Source organism: Pseudomonas sp. OV226, from assembly GCF_003148705.1.
Classification (GTDB): domain Bacteria; phylum Pseudomonadota; class Gammaproteobacteria; order Pseudomonadales; family Pseudomonadaceae; genus Aquipseudomonas.
The window spans coordinates 528918-546215 of the sequence record NZ_QGGS01000002.1 but is presented as its reverse complement, the minus strand read 5'-3'; the positions used below and the strand labels follow the sequence as shown (position 1 = coordinate 546215).

At 61.1% G+C, this 17298-nt stretch carries 16 protein-coding genes; 5 read left to right on the top strand and 11 right to left on the bottom strand.

The window, feature by feature from the left end:
- The first annotated feature begins 375 nt into the window (after window positions 1-375).
- Window positions 376-2040: an electron transfer flavoprotein-ubiquinone oxidoreductase gene (locus tag C7534_RS05680; RefSeq protein ID WP_109785224.1), complete on the top strand. Its 1665-nt coding sequence runs from the start codon at window positions 376-378 to the stop codon at window positions 2038-2040.
- Window positions 2041-2117: 77 nt separating this feature from the next.
- On the opposite strand, the gene C7534_RS05675 is transcribed toward C7534_RS05680, so the two are convergent.
- Window positions 2118-3008 carry an AraC family transcriptional regulator gene (locus tag C7534_RS05675; protein WP_109785223.1) on the bottom strand — a complete coding sequence of 297 codons (891 nt, stop codon included), beginning with the start codon at window positions 3006-3008 and terminating at the stop codon, window positions 2118-2120.
- Between the two features lie 190 nt (window positions 3009-3198).
- Between C7534_RS05675 and C7534_RS05670 the strand changes: the two genes are divergently transcribed.
- Window positions 3199-4251, top strand: coding sequence for an NAD(P)-dependent alcohol dehydrogenase (locus C7534_RS05670; protein ID WP_046031713.1), 1053 nt, complete (start codon window positions 3199-3201; stop codon window positions 4249-4251).
- Here the strand turns inward: C7534_RS05670 and C7534_RS05665 are convergent.
- The 6 genes from C7534_RS05665 to C7534_RS05640 all read right to left on the bottom strand — a co-directional run bounded on the left by C7534_RS05665 (window position 4248) and on the right by C7534_RS05640 (window position 10065).
- Window positions 4248-5051 carry an IclR family transcriptional regulator gene (locus C7534_RS05665; protein ID WP_046031712.1) on the bottom strand — a complete coding sequence of 268 codons (804 nt, stop codon included), beginning with the start codon at window positions 5049-5051 and terminating at the stop codon, window positions 4248-4250. The two genes, C7534_RS05670 and C7534_RS05665, sit on opposite strands and share 4 nt — an antisense overlap.
- Window positions 5052-5111: 60 nt before the next feature.
- The gene (locus C7534_RS05660) at window positions 5112-6422 is read right to left on the bottom strand and encodes an MFS transporter (protein WP_046031711.1); all 1311 of its coding nucleotides are present in this window, start codon (window positions 6420-6422) and stop codon (window positions 5112-5114) included.
- 175 nt (window positions 6423-6597) lie between these two features.
- Window positions 6598-7746 carry a galactonate dehydratase gene (gene dgoD / locus C7534_RS05655; protein ID WP_030131992.1) on the bottom strand — a complete coding sequence of 383 codons (1149 nt, stop codon included), beginning with the start codon at window positions 7744-7746 and terminating at the stop codon, window positions 6598-6600.
- A 47-nt stretch (window positions 7747-7793) separates the two neighbouring features.
- On the bottom strand, window positions 7794-8414 hold the full coding sequence (locus C7534_RS05650) for a 2-dehydro-3-deoxy-6-phosphogalactonate aldolase (RefSeq protein WP_046031710.1): 621 nt from the start codon (window positions 8412-8414) through the stop codon (window positions 7794-7796).
- Between the two features lie 19 nt (window positions 8415-8433).
- On the bottom strand, window positions 8434-9426 hold the full coding sequence (locus C7534_RS05645; RefSeq protein WP_109785222.1) for a 2-dehydro-3-deoxygalactonokinase: 993 nt from the start codon (window positions 9424-9426) through the stop codon (window positions 8434-8436).
- A gap of 156 nt (window positions 9427-9582) precedes the next feature.
- Window positions 9583-10065, bottom strand: coding sequence for a GNAT family N-acetyltransferase (locus tag C7534_RS05640; protein WP_109785221.1), 483 nt, complete (start codon window positions 10063-10065; stop codon window positions 9583-9585).
- Between the two features lie 252 nt (window positions 10066-10317).
- Here C7534_RS05640 and C7534_RS05635 point away from each other — a divergent pair, with 252 nt between their 5' ends.
- The 3 genes from C7534_RS05635 to C7534_RS05625 all read left to right on the top strand — a co-directional run bounded on the left by C7534_RS05635 (window position 10318) and on the right by C7534_RS05625 (window position 12695).
- Window positions 10318-10971: an HD domain-containing protein gene (locus C7534_RS05635; protein WP_109785220.1), complete on the top strand. Its 654-nt coding sequence runs from the start codon at window positions 10318-10320 to the stop codon at window positions 10969-10971.
- A gap of 112 nt (window positions 10972-11083) precedes the next feature.
- Window positions 11084-12289 (top strand): MFS transporter, encoded by a 1206-nt coding sequence (locus C7534_RS05630; RefSeq protein WP_109785219.1) that lies wholly within the window; start codon window positions 11084-11086, stop codon window positions 12287-12289.
- Window positions 12290-12371: 82 nt separating this feature from the next.
- The gene (locus C7534_RS05625) at window positions 12372-12695 is read left to right on the top strand and encodes a hypothetical protein (protein ID WP_109785218.1); all 324 of its coding nucleotides are present in this window, start codon (window positions 12372-12374) and stop codon (window positions 12693-12695) included.
- Between the two features lie 218 nt (window positions 12696-12913).
- Here the strand turns inward: C7534_RS05625 and C7534_RS05620 are convergent, their stop codons facing one another.
- From C7534_RS05620 to C7534_RS05605, 4 genes are all read right to left on the bottom strand, one after another.
- Window positions 12914-13813 carry a PfkB family carbohydrate kinase gene (locus C7534_RS05620; RefSeq protein ID WP_256594752.1) on the bottom strand — a complete coding sequence of 300 codons (900 nt, stop codon included), beginning with the start codon at window positions 13811-13813 and terminating at the stop codon, window positions 12914-12916.
- 22 nt (window positions 13814-13835) lie between these two features.
- Window positions 13836-15302 (bottom strand): purine-cytosine permease family protein, encoded by a 1467-nt coding sequence (locus C7534_RS05615; protein ID WP_109785217.1) that lies wholly within the window; start codon window positions 15300-15302, stop codon window positions 13836-13838.
- Between the two features lie 157 nt (window positions 15303-15459).
- Window positions 15460-16458 carry an ADP-ribosylglycohydrolase family protein gene (locus tag C7534_RS05610; protein WP_109785216.1) on the bottom strand — a complete coding sequence of 333 codons (999 nt, stop codon included), beginning with the start codon at window positions 16456-16458 and terminating at the stop codon, window positions 15460-15462.
- On the bottom strand, window positions 16455-17168 hold the full coding sequence (locus C7534_RS05605) for a GntR family transcriptional regulator (protein ID WP_046031700.1): 714 nt from the start codon (window positions 17166-17168) through the stop codon (window positions 16455-16457). Before C7534_RS05605 ends, C7534_RS05610 begins: the two co-directional genes overlap by 4 nt.
- Window positions 17169-17298 lie beyond the last annotated feature (130 nt).

Here is a 17298-nt window from a genome sequence, read left to right as displayed (position 1 = left end):
GCGTGTAAACTGCGCGCCAAACCTGCGCTACGCATCACCTTGTACGGCCTTCGCCCTGTCTTTAGAGGTGCTCTTGAAACCAACAGCCAGCCTACGGCGAGCGCAAAACCGACCGTATCTTGACCGGAACGCCTATTCCGGTCAATACGGCAAAATGGCCGTTCGTAAGCCGCGTGACTTTGATTTCTCTGGCTTTGAGCCAATTCAAACAAACGTTTGTATTGGACGCTGAGAGTGGTGTAGATATAATGCGCCACCCAGAGAGAAAGGTGGCTCATCGATTATCCTCTCCTGGCATTGTGCCGGGATTCATGGATGCGACACCAAACCTCCAATTAGAAAAAAAACTGTTGAGCCTTGAGTAGGAGATAACCTGTGGAACGCGAATACATGGAATTCGACGTGGTCATCGTCGGTGCCGGCCCCGCTGGTCTTTCCGCCGCCTGCCGTTTGAAGCAGAAGGCCGCCGAAGCCGGTAAGGAAATCAGCGTCTGCGTGGTCGAAAAAGGCTCCGAAGTCGGCGCACACATTCTTTCTGGCGCGGTGTTCGAACCTCGGGCTCTGAACGAACTGTTCCCGGACTGGAAAGAACTCGGCGCCCCACTGAACACGCCGGTCACCCGCGATGACATCTTCGTTCTCAAGAACGCTGAAAGCGCGCAAAAAGTTCCGGACCTCTTTGTGCCCAAGACCATGCACAACGAAGGCAACTACATCATCTCCCTGGGTAACCTGTGCCGCTGGCTGGCCCAGCAAGCCGAGAACCTGGGCGTGGAAATCTACCCGGGCTTCGCCGCTCAGGAAGCGCTGTTCGACGAGAACGGCGTGGTTCGCGGGATCATCACCGGCGACCTGGGTGTTGACCGTGAAGGCAATCCGAAAGAAGGCCTGTACACCCCTGGCATGGAACTGCGTGGCAAATACACGCTGTTCGCCGAAGGCTGCCGTGGCCACATCGGCAAGCAACTGATCAAGCGCTTCAACCTCGACAGCGAAGCCGATGCCCAGCATTACGGCATCGGCCTGAAAGAGATCTGGGAAATCGATCCAGCCAAGCATCAGCCGGGCCTGGTGGTTCACACCGCTGGCTGGCCGCTGGACATCATGGGCACCGAGAACACCGGCGGCTCGTTCCTTTATCACCTGGAAAACAACCAGGTGGTCGTCGGCCTGATCGTCGACCTCTCCTACAGCAACACTTACCTGTCGCCGTTCGACGAGTTCCAGCGCCTCAAGCATCACCCGGTGCTCAAGCAGTACCTGGAAGGCGGCAAGCGCATCAGCTACGGCGCCCGTGCTATCTGCAAAGGCGGCTTGAACTCGTTGCCGAAAATGGTCTTCAAGGGCGGCGCGCTGATCGGCTGCGACCTCGGCACCCTGAACTTCGCCAAGATCAAAGGCAGCCACACCGCGATGAAATCCGGCATGCTCGCCGCTGAATCCGTGGCCGAAGCGCTGTTCGCCGAGAAAGACGGCACCGAAGAGCTGACCACTTACGTCGACGCCTTCAAGAAGAGCTGGCTCTACGACGAACTGTTCGCCAGCCGTAACTTCGGCCCGGCGATCCACAAGTTCGGCGCGATCGTCGGCGGTGGTTTCAACTGGCTGGACCAGAACATCTTCGGCGGCAAACTGCCGTTCACCTTGCACGATACCAAGCCGGATTACGCTTGCCTCAAGCTCGCGGTCGACTGCAAGAAGATCGACTACCCGAAACCGGACGGCAAGATCAGCTTCGACAAACTCAGCTCGGTGTTCATCTCCGGTACCAACCACGAAGAAGAGCAGCCGTGCCACTTGAAACTGGCTGATGCGAGCATCCCGATCGGCAAAAACCTGCCGCTGTACGATGAACCCGCTCAACGTTATTGCCCGGCCGGCGTGTACGAAGTGATCACCAAGGAAGACGGCGAAAAGCGCTTCCAGATCAACGCCCAGAACTGCGTTCACTGCAAGACCTGCGACATCAAGGACCCTGCACAGAACATCACCTGGGTCACACCGGAAGGTGCTGGCGGCCCGACTTACCCGAATATGTAAGCCGAACGCCTGAACATCAAGGCTCCCGAATGGGGGCCTTTTTGTTGCCCGCTAATATTGTAGGAGCCATTGCCAACTCAGGCGGCGCGTTCTTCCCCAGGATTACGCTCGAAGTACCGCTTGTACTCACGACTGAATTGCGACGTGCTTTGATACCCCACACGGTGCGCCACCTGCGCGACGCCCAGCCCCTCTGACATCAGCAACGCCTGCGCCTTGAGCAGCCGCAAACGCTTGAGATACTGCACCGGCGACAACAATGTGCTGCGCTTGAAGTGCTCGTGGAACGTCGACGCACTCATGTTCGCGCAACTGGCCAGGGTCTCGACATTCAACGGTTCGGTGTAATGCGCATGCAGATGACTGAGTGATGCTGCAATCCGGGCGAATTGCCCCTGTTGCTCCACCAGCGCCCGCAACACGTCGGCCTGAGGTCCACGCAGCGCCACAAACAACAATTCACGCAATCTCGCCGGGCCCATGATCCGGCTCTCCAGCGGATCGTGCAGACAACGCAGCAGCCGCTCGACACATCCGCGCATCTCATCATCGAGCACCGCCGAAGTCATGGACTCTGGCGTTTGCGCCGCAATATGACGCCCCGGCGCCAACCCCATTGCCAGCACCAACTCGCCCAGCATCACCCTGTCGATCGCGACCGACACCCCCAGCATCGGCCCGCCGGGTGCCGCAAAGGTTTCACACTCGAACGGCACCGGCAGCGCCTGAATCAGATAATGCCCGGCGCCATATTCAAGGGTGCGCGGCCCCAGATACGCCAGTTTGCTGCCCTGGGCGATGATCACCAGGCTCGGTTCATAGATCTGTGGCCCACGGGCGACATCGCAACTGGCGCGTAAAACCTGCACGCCCGGCAATGCAGTCGGCACGAAGCCATCACGGGTGGACAGTGGCTCGATGAGCGAAACCAGGGAGGCATTGGCATCGAGGTGACGGGTCAACTGCATGGAAGCTCTTCACAAAAAAGTCGCGAGAAAAGGGATGAAAGCATCATCGCAGGTCTGGTTACCAATGGGATCGGTCAAAGGCTGATGCCGGAGGAATAGGCATGACACCCGGAGGAATCGCCATGGCCGGTGATCGGCGTGGCGCCCAAAATGCGCCGCTTCACCTGTCACTGCTTTTGCGAGGTTCCTCATGTACACCGCCATCGGATACGCCGCCCAGTCGCCCTCCACGCCCCTCGCCCCGATGAAATTCGAACGCCGCAGCCCTCGCGCCGACGACGTTGCCATCGAGATTCTCTACTGTGGCGTCTGCCATTCCGACATCCACCAGGCGCGAAACGAGTGGGGCATTGCCGTGTACCCGCTAATGCCCGGCCACGAGATCGTAGGCAAAGTCACCGCCATCGGTGCGAACGTTACCCAACACCAAGTCGGCGATTTGGTCGGTGTCGGTTGCATGGTCGACTCCTGCCGCAGCTGCGAAGCCTGTCAGTCCAACCTTGAGCAATATTGCCTGGAAGGCCCGACGATGACCTACGCCACCCCGGACCGGGTCGATGGCAGCAACACCATGGGCGGCTACTCCGACAGCATCGTCGTCAGCGAACACTTTGTGGTGCGCATCCCGGAAAAACTTGCCCTGGCCAGCGCCGCGCCGATCCTGTGCGCCGGCATCACCACCTACTCGCCGCTCAAACACTACGGCGTGAAGCCTGGCGACAAAGTCGGGATTCTCGGCATGGGCGGCCTCGGCCACATGGGCATCAAGTTCGCCAAGGCGATGGGCGCCGAAGTCACGTTGTTCACCCGTTCGGCGAGCAAGGCTGAAGAAGCCCGGCGTCAGGGCGCGGACCATGTGATCGTGTCCACCGATGCCGAGCAGATGAAAACAGCGGCTGGCTATTTCGACTTCCTGCTGGACACCATTCCGGTGCAGCACGACCTCAATCCCTACCTCGACACCCTGCGCTTCGACGGCGTGCACATTCTGGTCGGCTTGATCGAACCGGTGGACCCGCCCGTGCACGCCGCCAAACTGGTGTTGGGCCGTCGCATGCTGGCTGGTTCGTTGATTGGCGGCATTGCCGAAACCCAGGAAGTGCTGGATTTCTGCGCCGAGCACAACATCACGTGCGACATCGAAATGCTCGACATTCGCCAGATCAACGAGGCCTACGCCCGCATGATCGCCGGCGACGTGAAGTACCGCTTCGTGATCGACATGGCGACCCTCAAGGTTTAAACCTTCAGGCCAAGCTCCGCCGACAGCCGGGCCGTGACCCCTTTGATCAGGGGAATCAGCTCGGCCATTTTTTCCAGCGGCATGTACGGCACGGTGCTGGCGATGCTGATGCCGGCGACGATGCGTTTGCTCGCATCACGGATCGGTGCCGCCACGCAACGGATCGACGGTTCGTTGTCTTCCAGGTCAAAGGCGTAACCACCCGCCACGTACTCGACCATGCGCTGCTGAAACTGCTCCCAGGACTGCTCCGGGTGCAGCGGCCAGAACTGATTTTTCCCACCCGCCGGCAAGCTGACTTCGTACAGCCGTTGCCACTCTTGCTGCGTGTCATCGAGCATCAACGCCTTACCGATCCCGGTGCGCGCCAACGGCATGCGATGGCCGACCCGCGAACGCATTTCCGGGCCATTGCGCCCCGGATTCTTGTGCAGGTACAGCACTTCGTCACCTTCACGAATCGCCAGGTGCACGGTGTCGCCAGTCAACGCCGACAACTCATCCAGATACGGCCCGGCCAGCGTCACCAACGGCAACTCTTCGCGCGCCTGGAAACCCAGTTCGATCAACTTGGGCCCCAACAGGTAACCGACCTGCGGCACCACGCGCAGATAACGTTCGTCCACCAGGCAACTGGCCAGACGATGGGTGGTGCTGCGCGTCGTGCCGATCAGCCGGGCGATTTCCTTGAGATCGCGGGCGCCGCTGGCCACGGCCTGAACCACACCCAGACCACGAAGCAGTGTCTGGGTGCCGGTCGGTGCGGCGTCCTTGGCGATTTTTGGGGCGTCTTCCTGCATATCCAGCCTTTACCGTTGAGCGAGTGAACGGGCGGCATTATGGTCGCCCGATGCCTGCGACTACAACTTGATACGCTCGACTTTGCCGACCAGCAAGATGTAGGAAAGCGCGCCCATCAACGCCAGCACCGAGATGTAGGTAATCGCCGGGGCAAACGAATCACCGGTCGCCAGGAAGCCGATGACAATGGGCGTGGCAATCGCCGACAGGTTGCCGATGAAATTGAACACCCCGCCGGTCAGTCCCAGCAACCGTGCCGGGGCCAGGGTCGATACCAGCGACCAAGTGATCGAAGCCAGACCGTTGCCGAAAAAGGCCAACGCCAGGAATGCAATTACCAACGGCGTCGACTCGACGAAATTGGCGCCGATGATCGAGGTGGAAATCAGCAGCCCACCAATGATCGGCAGCTTGCGGGCGAAGCCTACGGTGTAACCACGACGAATCAGAAAATCCGAGAAAAACCCCGAACACAGCACGCCGACGAAGGCCGCGAGAAACGGCAGCGACGCCAGCAGGCCGGACTTGATGAAGTCCATGCCGCGATATTTCACCAGGTAGGTCGGGAACCACGTCAGAAAAAACCACAACGTCGAGTTGAGGCAGAACTGCCCGAGGTAGATGCCCCACAGCTTGCGCTTGGTCAGAACAATCCCGAGGTCCGTCCAGCTGAATTTCGCTTTGACTTTGGCTTGTTCAGCCTGGATATCCACCAACCCGCCGCCCTCGCGAATCAAGTCGATTTCAGCGTCGTTGGCGCCTTTGAAATCCCGGGGCTCGCGGTACACCGCATACCAGATCACCGCCCACAGAATCCCCACTGCGCCGGTGCTGACGAACACCATGTGCCAGCCGTAGGCGTGTTGCAGCCAGGCCAATACCGGCGTCAGGAACGCCAGGCCGACGAACTGCCCGGAGGTATAGAAACCGATGGCCGTGGCGCGTTCTCGCTCGGGAAACCAGGTGGTGACCACGCGGCTGTTGATCGGGTATGCCGGTGCTTCCAGGGCACCGACCGCCATGCGCAACACGAACAACGCGATGAAACTGGCGGCGAAACCGAGCATCACCGTAGCGATCGACCACAGCAGCAAGGCGACGCTATAGAGGATACGCGGCGGTACACGGTCCACCAGCCAGCCGCCGGGGATTTGCATCGCGGCGTAGGTCCAGCCAAACGCCGAGAAGATCAACCCGACGTGGATCGGATCAATGCCCAGTTCGCTGGTCAGCGCCGGGGCCGCGATGGACAGGTTGCTGCGGTCCAGGTAGTTGATCACCACGGTGATGAACAGCAGGACCATGATGAAAAATCGCTTGCGACTGGGCGTCACCAACGACGCTTGCCCAGTGAGGGTTTGCGGTTGCATGAGGAGTGCCTCTTCTTATGGTTATTGAGGTCAGTGGGCGCAACGCACCCCTGTAGGAGCAAGGCTTGCCCGCGATTGGGCCTTACACGGTCCAGCGGATGGTCAGCGGCGTCAGTACTGACGCCATCGCAGGCAAGCCGTGCTCCTACAGGGGCGGTGTGGAGTCAGGGATCAATCACCACTCGGCAAAACTGCCATCGGCATGGCGCCAGATCGGGTTGCGCCAGCGGTGGCCGACCGCTGCGCGTTCGATCACGTATTCCTCGTTGATCTCGATCCCCAGGCCCGGGCCATTAGGGATCTTCACGAAGCCTTTGTCGTAGTCGAACACCCGCGGATCTTTCACGTAGTCGAGCAGGTCATTGCTCTCGTTGTAGTGGATGCCCAGGCTCTGTTCCTGGATGAACGCGTTGTAGCAAACCGCGTCCAGTTGCAGGCACGCCGCCAGCGCAATCGGCCCCAACGGGCAATGCAGCGCCAGCGCCACGTCGTAGGCTTCGGCCATGTTGGCGATTTTGCGGGTCTCGGTGATGCCGCCGGCGTGGGAGGCGTCCGGCTGAATGATGTCGACGTAACCTTCGCTCAGCACACGCTTGAAATCCCAGCGCGAGAACAACCGTTCGCCGAGGGCAATCGGGGTGCTGGTCAGTGGCGCGAGCTCTTTCAGCGCTTCATAGTTTTCGCTGAGCACCGGTTCTTCGATGAACATCAGTTTGTACGGATCAAGCTCCTTCATCAGCACCTTGGCCATGGGCTTGTGCACCCGGCCATGGAAGTCCACACCGATGCCGACGTTCGGCCCGACCGCATCACGCACGGCTGCGACGTTGGCCAGGGCGAGGTCGACTTTCTCGAAGGAATCGAGGAATTGCAGCTCTTCGGTGCCGTTCATTTTCACCGCCGTGAAACCACGGGAGACCGCTTCTTTCGCCGCACGCGCAGTGTCTGCCGGGCGGTCGCCACCTATCCACGAATACACACGAATCTTGTCGCGCACCTGGCCACCGAGCAGATCGCTGACCGACACGCCCAGGGCCTTGCCCTTGATGTCCCACAACGCCTGATCGATACCGGCCAGCGCGCTCATGTGGATCGCGCCGCCCCGGTAGAAGCCGCCGCGATAGAGCACGGTCCATATGTCTTCGATGTTGCGTGGGTCTTTGCCGATCAGGTAGTCGGACAACTCCTCAACGGCAGCCGCCACGGTGTGGGCACGGCCTTCAACCACGGGCTCGCCCCAACCGGTCACGCCCTCGTCGGTTTCGATCTTGAGGAAGCACCAGCGCGGCGGAACGATGAAGGTGGTCAGTTTGGTGATTTTCATTTTCTTGTCTCTCTTATTAGAGGCAGCGCTCACAGCGCCAAACAGTCTTAGCGAAGGGCTTTCCAGGCAGCCACGTAGGCCTTGGCATTGACGGCCACGTCCTCTGGGGTCATTCCCGGTTTGAACAAGCCAGAACCGAGACCGAAACCTTTGACACCCGCGTCGATAAACACCTGCATGTTGTCCGGCGTGATCCCGCCAACCGGCGCCAGAATGGTCCCGGCCGGCAATACCGCGAGCCAGGCTTTGACGACGGCCGGGCCCATCTGCTCGGCGGGGAACATCTTCAACACGTCGGCGCCTTCGGCCAGTGCGGCGAAGGCTTCGGTCGGTGTCGCCACACCCGGCGACAGGAACAACCCCGCCGCTTTCGCTGCGCGCAGCACTTTCGGATCGCTGTGCGGCATGACGATCACTTGGCCGCCAGCGGCTTTCACCAGCTCGACCTGCTCCGGTGTCAGCACCGTTCCCGCGCCGATCAGGCAATCGGCGGGCAAGGTACTGCGCAGGATGCGGATGCTTTCGTACGGTTCAGGGGAATTGAGCGGCACTTCGATGACGCGAAATCCGGCGGCGTACAGGACTTCGCCGATGGCCGCCGCTTCTTCGGGGCGCAGGCCGCGCAGGATCGCGATCAGGCCGTTTTGCGCCAAGGCGTGTTTGAGCATGTCAGACCTCCAGTCAGGTTTAACGGGATGGGTTGGAAGTGATCAGTCCGGCGGCGAGTGCCAGTTGCCACAATCCGCGTTCGGTGGCTTGTTCGGCCAGCGTCACCCGGGCAAATCCGCAGGCGTCGAGGGCCCGGCTGTAGCGGGCACAGAGTTGGGCATTACCGATGAGGACGATCGAAGGCAGGTGCACGCTGTTGCGTCGACGCCGCTGGGCCGTCGCCAGCGCCGCCAGCTCATGACCGATCAACAAGCCCGACAAATAATCCGCCTGGGCCGTGGCGCTCAGTTCGCCGGTCAGTCCGAGGCTGCGGGCACTGAACACCGTCGACAGCGGGCCGATCTCGCCGTCCGCCGACAACGCCACTTGCACCCCACGATCAAAAGCCTGGCCATCTAAGGACGCGCCTTGCTGCTGGGTGCGCCCCAGAATGCTGTGTTCGCTAAGCACGGCGAAGATTTCGCCGGTCATGAAGGTATCGAAATGCACGATGCAGCCATCGGCCACTTCCACCCATTTCGAATGACTGCCCGGCAGGCCGATCAACAGATCGTTGCCCGCCTCGCTCGACAGGGTTTGCAGAACACCCAGCACCTGGGTTTCTTCGCCGCGCATCACGTTCGGCAATCGCGACCGCTGAATCACACCCGGCACGATGTGCACATCGACACCGCGAAGACTGCGTACTGTTTGTAGGGAAGTTCCGAGAGTGGCGACGTTCGCCGGTGTATCGCGGTAAGCCGCTTCAAGCCAACCCTGGGCGCTGCCGACCATGCCACAGGCAATCACCGGCAAATCCGGCTGCGCATCGAGCCAGTCACCGCAGGCCTCATCGAAAGCCAGTTCAAAACCGTCAGCGCACACCTGACCGGCAATCACTCGCGGCGTGTTGGGCAACTGCATGATCCCCGACGACAGCGCACGCTGTTCGAGCACCTGGCCACCGTCGGCGAGTTTGTAAGCACGTAATGAGGTTGTCCCCCAATCGAGCGCGATCAATTGCGCCAGCATCGCTTCACCTGTTTTGTTTATTGGCAGTGAGTGAGCGGGACTATAAACCCGGAAGCGGGATAATCTCAATATATAAATATCACTCCCATATATTGGGATGCATGCAAAAAAAATCGCAGCTCATGGCTGCGACCTTTTAACCGACAAGGCTGACGATCAATGGCCCTCGGCAAACTCGCGCAATACCTTCCCATCCATCCGATACCGAACCCACTCCTCCTGCGGCTGCGCACCCAGCGATTTATAAAACTCGATCGCCGGTTTGTTCCAGTCCAGCACGCTCCACTCAAACCGTCCGCAATCATTGGCGCAGGCGATTTTCGCCAGGTGGCGCAGCAAGGTTTTGCCGGCGCCGCCGCCGCGCTGTTCGGGGGTGATGTAGAGGTCTTCGAGGTACAGGCAGTTGCTGCCAAGCCACGTGGAATAGCTGAAGAAGAACACCGCGAAGCCGATCGGCAGGCCGTCGCGCAGGCAGATCAGGCCGTGAGCGGTGGCCCCTTCGCTGAACAGGCTGCGCTCGATGTCGGCGACGCTGGCGATGACTTCGTGGCGGGCACGTTCGTAGTCGGCCAGTTCAGTGATGAACCCGAGGATTTGCGGAGCATCGCTGGGGGTCGCCGGGCGGATCTCGATCGTCATGGGGACGTGCCTTCGTCAAAGGTTGAAAAACGCCATACTAAGTCGCCTCGCGGCGCTCGTCACACTGGAAATTCAAAGCTGATCTGTAGAGCATGTGTAGCAGCTGGCGAAGCCTGCGTTCGGCTGCGCAGCAGTCGTAAAACCTGAGCACGCGGTTTTCCTGTAACACCCCATTGTCTGATCTCACGACTGCTGCGCAGCCGAACGCAGGCTTCGCCAGCGGCTACAACACTTTCACTTCAAAGGACTGTTATGACAATTCATGCTTTCTCCCCTCTGCAAACCCTTGCCGCTCAATTGCTGCCCCATGCGCTGGAACCCTCAGAGGACGGCGCCCACGATCTGTCGCATTTGCAGCGGGTCTGGCACACCGTGCGCACACTTCACGCGCAAGAAGGGGGTGATCTTGAGGTGCTGCTGGCAGCGGTGCTTTTGCATGATTGCGTGGCGATCGAGAAGAACTCGCCATTGCGATCGCAGGCGTCGCGAATGGCTGCCGAGAAGGCGTGCGGCGTGTTGGCCGACCTGCATTGGCCAAACGAACGAATCCGCGCAGTTGCCCACGCCATCGAAGCGCACAGCTTCAGCGCCAACCTTCCCCCCACGTCACTCGAAGCGAAAATCATGCAGGACGCCGATCGCCTCGACTCCCTCGGCATGCTCGGTGTAGCGCGCACGTTCTACGTGGCCGGGCGCATGGGCAGCGCGTTGTATGACCCGTTCGACCCGGAGGCGAAGCACCGCGACTACGACGACACGCGTTTTTGCCTCGACCATTTCCAGACCAAGCTGCTGCACCTGGCGGACGGTTTCCAGACCCCGACCGGTCAAGGCCTGGCGCAGATCAGGCATGCACGATTGAAGGGTTTCATGGAGCAGTTCAAGGAAGAGATCGGCGCCTGCTGACGGCAATACTCCGGCCAGCACTAACCCTGAAATCGGTAACCAGGGACCTAACATCGACGCCATGCGTGATAGATAGAGGACGCTCACTTCTATCGGGTCAAGGAACCGTTTCATGTCCAGCGCAACACCCCCAGTCTCCGGCCGGTTGTTCGGCTTGTTTTGCCTCGCCAGCTATTTGCTGTCGCTGTCCTATGGCTCGACCTTTTTGCTGTCGTTGCTGATCGGCTCACGCGGCGGCAATGAACACGATGCCGGCAGTGTGATTTCGGCCGCCATGCTCAGTACCTTCGCTGCGGTGATTGTCTCCGGGCACTTGTCCGATGCGCTCGGCGCTGCGCGTTCGATTGCCGTGTTTGGCGTGTTGCTGGCAGCGGCCAGCCTTGGTTTCGCCTTGACGCCTGGCTTCGGCAATCTGCTGTTGTTTTTCGGACTTCTGCTGGGACTGGGTTGGGGCGTGTTCTATACCCTCGGACCGATCATTGTCGCCAGTCTGGTGACGCCGGCCCAACGCGCGAAATACTTTGCGCTGCTGTCGGGCAGCATGATGACCGGGATCGGCAGCGGGCCGTTGCTCGGCCGGGCGGCCAGCGCGCTCGGCTATCCGGTGACGGCAGCGTTTTACCTTGCTGCGCTGGCCAGCCTGATCGGTGTTTTGCTGTTCTGGCGACTGGATGCACAGCTGAAAAAATCGCCCGCGCCGTCCACTTCGGCCGCCAGGATTTCCTGGCGGGCGACGGCGCAGGTGCTGTCGTCCAAAGCGGTGTTCCCGATCATCATGGTCGGCCTCGGCGGGTGCGTGTTCGGCGGGCTGTCGAGCTTCCAGACCAGTTACGCCGCATCGCGTTCGCTGGACTACTCGCTGTTTTTTTTCGGCTTCATGGGCGCGGCGATCAGCAGCCGGATGCTGATTGCCGGGATCGTGGTCAAGCGCGATCCGTTGCGGGCCTCCTGCCTGTTGTCCGGCCTGATGATGGGGTCGATAGTGATGTTTGGTTTCGTCGTCGACAGCGGGTTCAGCTATGTGCTGGCGGCCGTGATGCTTGGGGTCGGATACGGGCTGACTTATTCGGTGATCAATGGCCTGGCGGCCAACGAAGCGCCGCATGGCACCACGTCGCAAGCCTTGTTGCTGTTCAGCCTCTGCTACTTCATCGGCGTGTTTGGCTTTCCGCTGCTGGCGGGGAAAATCATCGTCGAGCACGGCATGCCGGCGCTGCTGATGACTGTGCTGGCCGTGGCCTTCGTCAATTGGTCGATCACCGTGGGCCGGTTGATCTGGCGTCGGGTGGCAGCACCTAAAGTCGTGCAGCAGGCCTAGACCATTCGTCGTTCATGAGGCACCAATCCAGATTGGGGCGGACCAACATCAGGTAAGGACTCTATTAAACGGAGACGATGCCATGATCCTGTCCAGGTTGACCGCCCTCTCCTTTACCGCCCTGTTGTCTTGCGCATCCCTGGCCGGAACGCTGGGCCCGAGCACCGGTCCGACCAACCCGATCGAGAGCCCGAAGGCACCCGCCATCCAGAGCGCCCCCGGCATGGACACCAACGGCACAGACCTCGACAGCAGCCTGCCGCCCTCCACCGGGACGGACCCGAGGACTCAGGGCAATGATGCCGGCCGCCAGGGCGGGTTGAATTTACCGGACACCAAGACACCCAGCGAAGGCGGTCTCGGTTCGAGTGATAGTTCGGGTAAAAAAGGTGGCCTCAGCCCATAACGATCAACATCCCTGAAGCCAGGAGAAATCCCATGCCTCGTGGAAGCAAAGACATACCCTGATCGAGGCGTTGCGCAATGCTGGGTAAGGTCAGAATAGCGGTTGAATCCACTGGCCCCTTCGCGGGCAAGCCCGCTCCCACAGGTTCGGTTGTGAACACAAGAATTGTGTTCGACGACGTTCATTGTGGGAGCGGGCTTGCCCGCGAAGGCGATAAATCAGACGCCAAACGTCTCGCGAATCAACGCATCCACTTCATCCGCCATCGGCGAAGTCGCCGGCCCCCACCGTGTCACCGCCAACGCCGCGGCCGCATTCGCCCGGCGTGCCGCCTCCAGCGCCGACAAGCCTTGCGCCAATCCGGCAACAAACACCCCGGCATGTGCATCACCGGCGCCGTTGCTGTCTACTGCCGCCACCTTGAAACCCGGCACATGCTGACGATCGCCACGCTGGCTGATCCAGCACCCTTGCGGGCCATCGCGAACCACCATCAGCACCTCGGCCGGCAGATGATCGACCAAGCGATCCAGCGCCAAGGCGATGTCCGGTGCGCCGGTAAAGCGCAGGGCTTCGACACTGTTGCTGGTCCAGATATCGATGCGCGCCAGCAAGGCTTGCATCAATGGCTTATCCGGCGAATCCACCAGCGGGCCCGGATCGAACATCACCGTGATCTCTTTCGGCAGTTCCAACACCCAATCCACCAGCGCCTGAGCCTTGCCAACCTGCAGCAGGCTGTATCCACTGACGTAGACAAAGTCGCCCGCCTGCGCCGGCACACTTGCCAGGTCGCCAGCAGTCAACTCGCCTTCGGCACCGATGTAGGAAATGAAACTGCGCTCGGCCGACGCTTCCGTCACCGCTACGCACAATCCCGTGTCCCGTTCAGCGCGGTGGGCGATGCCGATCCGGATGCCTTCAGCGCTCATCGCCTCACGCGCCAGGTCGCCGAAACGACCAGTGCCGTGACGTCCGAGGTAAACCACGGCCAGGCCATTACGCTGCGCGGCAGCCATCACATTGAAGCCACCGCCGGCTTCGAAACTGGCAGACTGGGCCAATACATCGCCGCCCGCCTGCGGCAGTTTATCCACGGCCATGACCAGGTCGATGATGACCTAGCCGGTGTGTAGCAATCTAGGCATGAGCATTCTCGGTCATGGCGGCGCGGCGATCTTTTGCGCCGCCGAGTACCCAGTAGATCCCGCCGGCCACCAGGAAGGTTACGATCCAGCCCAGGCCGTTATGACCCAGCCACGAATCGGACAGGAAGCCGCGGAACCACACAGTTTGTTCGGTGGTGCCGATGGTGGTGAAACTGAAGCCCAGCACGATCGCCACCGCCCACGCCCCGAACGCGCGCCATTCGATACCGCCGCTGTACCAGTAAGCGCTGCTCGGGCTGACGTCGAGCAGATCTTTGGGGCTGTAGTAGTGACGGTGAATCAGGTCGACGACGAAGATCCCGACCCACGCGGTGATCGGTACCGCCAGCAAGGAAATGAAGGTAATGAACGGGCCGTAGAAGCTGTCTGCAATCAGCATGAAGTAGATCGAACCGGCGAAGATCGCGACGATATCGACCACCACGGCGTGCACGCGCTTGACCTTCAGACCGAGGGTCAACGTGGTCAGCCCGGCGGAGTACACCGACAGGTTGTTCGACAGCAGTAACCCGCCGAACGCCGTGATCAGGTACGGCACCGCCATCCAGGTCGGCAGCATGTCGCGGATCGCGACGATCGGGTCGGTGGCCGAGGCCAGGTCGTTGTTACCCACCGACAGCAGGCCGCCGAGGGTGATCAGCAACACCAGCGGAATCCCCGCGCCGAACGCTGCCGAGGCCACGAGGCGCACGGCTTTGACGCTGCGATGCTGGTAGCGCGACATGTCGGCACCGGCGTTGGCCCAACCGATCCCGGTGCCGGCGGCCATGGTGCCGACGCCGATGATCATCGCGCTCAACGGCGCGGGCGTGGCGTTGAACACCGCACTCCAGTCGATGGTGGCGCAGAGGAAACCGCCGACCAGAATGTTCAACGCGCCGAACACGTAAGTCGCCCACTTCTGGATCACCAGCAACGTCGCGTGGCCGAGGCCGGACACCGACAACGTCAGCAGCACGAAAATCGCGATAAACACCAACGTCAGGACCGGCGCGCTTTTGGCTTCTACCGGCGAGCCGAACAGGATCGAGCAGAGCGACAACAGCACGAACGCGGCGGTGGTGGTGTTGACGGTTTCCCAACCCAGACGCGACATCAGCGAGACCAGGGTCGGACCGATGTTGCCGCGCACACCGAAGATCGCGCGCGACAAGGTCAGGCTCGGTGCGCGACCACGACGGCCGGCGATGGAGATGATCCCGACGACGGCGAAGGAACCGGCGGCGCCAAGGATCGCGACGATGATCGCCTGCCAGATCGCCAGCCCCCGAAACGCCACCAGCGTGGCACCCAGCGGCAGGCCGAGGATGGAAATGTTCGCGGCGAACCAGACCCAGAACAGTTGCAGCGGATGACCGTTGCACTCCGCTTCCGGCACCGGTTCGATGCCGCGTGTTTCCAGTTGCCCGGCACTTTGCCCGGCGGTTGATGAACTCATGAAAATGCTCCTGTTGCCATTTTTGTGGTTGTGGGCAATGACGGAAGTTGCGGTGGAAAATTCAAATAGGTGGCGCGCCCATCGCGGGCAAGCCCGCTCCCACAGGGGATGCATCGTACTTGTGGGAGCGGGCTTGCCCGCGAAGGCGTCAGCGCGGTCAGCGCAAGGCCAACAGCCCCTGCACCAACGGTTCCAGCTCCAGATCGTTGACCGCTTTGACCGTATCGATCATTGCCGCTGGCCAACTCTCAAGGCCCAGGCAGGCCCCGAGCATGGCGCCGAGAATCGCCGCGATGGTGTCGGTATCGCCGCCTAAACCGGCGGCCATGCACACGGCTTCGAAGGCGCTCATCTCGCCGATGGCCACTTGCTGAGCCAGGGCAAACGACACCACCACCGACTCCTGCGAGGCCACCGAAGTACCGATCACGTCATACAGCAGATCCGCCAGCAACGCCTTGTCACTGTCGACACTGATGCTGCGCGCCCAACTGATGCGCGAAGCCATCCGCCCGCCCGCCACCCAGTGGCCATGACCTTCGGCTTTTTGAGCGATTTGCTGACCGAGGTTCAATGCCTCGCCCAGGTCCATGCCATTGATCCCGGCCGAAACCACCGCCGCCACCGCCGCTGCGCTGGAGATGCCCAGCGTGGTGTTGTGGGTGACCTGACAGGCCTGCACCACGGCGTCGATAAAGCGCTCAGGGTCGGCGACATCCGCCGCAATCCCGATGGGCGTAATACGCATCGCGGCGCCATTGGTGGTGCCATAGCGCCCCGCCTCTTCAGGCGAATGACCCGCCAGGATCATCTCGATCGCCCGCTTGGTCGAAGGCCCGAGCAAGTCTTGCGAGCCCTTGGCCTGCATCTCGGCTTCCCACTCGATCAGGCGTTGCGCAAGCATCGACGGATCAATCCTGCCCTTGCCTTCAACCAGCAACTGCCCGACCAGCATCGCCTGTTCTGTGTCGTCGGTGATCGAGCCTTTGGGCATGTTGGCGGCGATGGGTTGATCGGGGCCGGCATCCTGCAAATCGGTGATTTCGCCGAAGCGGGCCTTGATCTCGGTACGGCTCAGCGATTGGGTCGGCATGCCCAGCGCGTCGCCCAAGGCCAGTCCGTAGAACGCGCCCAGGGCACGATTGAGCGCGGTCATGAAGAAGTTCCAAATTGCAGGTGCAGGCGAAAATGCACGGGGTCGAGCAGGCTTTCGACCTGTTCCATGAAGCGGTTTTGCCGGTCGTAGGTAGTGCGCAACGCTTTGAGGAACACCGTGCCGACCGGACGGCCCAGCAGCTCGGCGTCTTCCGCATTCAAGGGTTCTGCGCCGATCCATTGATCGCCGCGCTCGCCGATGTAGCCGTAAGCGGCCAGAGTGATGGTCAGGGAGTTGTCGATCAGGCCAACGCGCGGCAGGCTTTCCAGGCCTCCGGTGGCGGGCATCAATGAGCGTTCAAGGGAAACCAGCGTGCCGTCGTTGGAGCGGCGACGACGGTCGAGGGTGATGAACTGGTCGGTGCCAAAGCGTGGCAGCAGATCGGGACGGGTGACCGCCTCCAGCCGCAGCACTTCGGTGTTGATCAGCGCGCCGCTGTCGGCCAGTGCCTGCGCCCAGCCACTGCGCTGATCGAGCACCACACCGTCGAAGGTGACGATGGAACCGACCCCGCTTTGCGTCGCGATGTAGTTGCGCCGTTTCAACTCGGCCAGGGCTTCACGCAGCGTACCTCGGCTGACTTTGAATTCTTGAGCCAACTGATGCTCGCCCGGCAGCAGAAAGCCGTCCTCCATGAGGCCGCTTTCGATGCGCCGGATGAGTTCGTCGACCACCCGTTGTTTCTTGTCAAATCGTACCTGTCTAATCATGTACAAAGTGATAACCGAAACGGGCGACGGCGGGCAAGGGATATTTCAGGGAAGTGACGGGAGGCGCCGCACCTGATCGTTCCTACGCTCCGCGTGGGAATGCCTCAACGGACGCTCTGCGTCCGCTCTT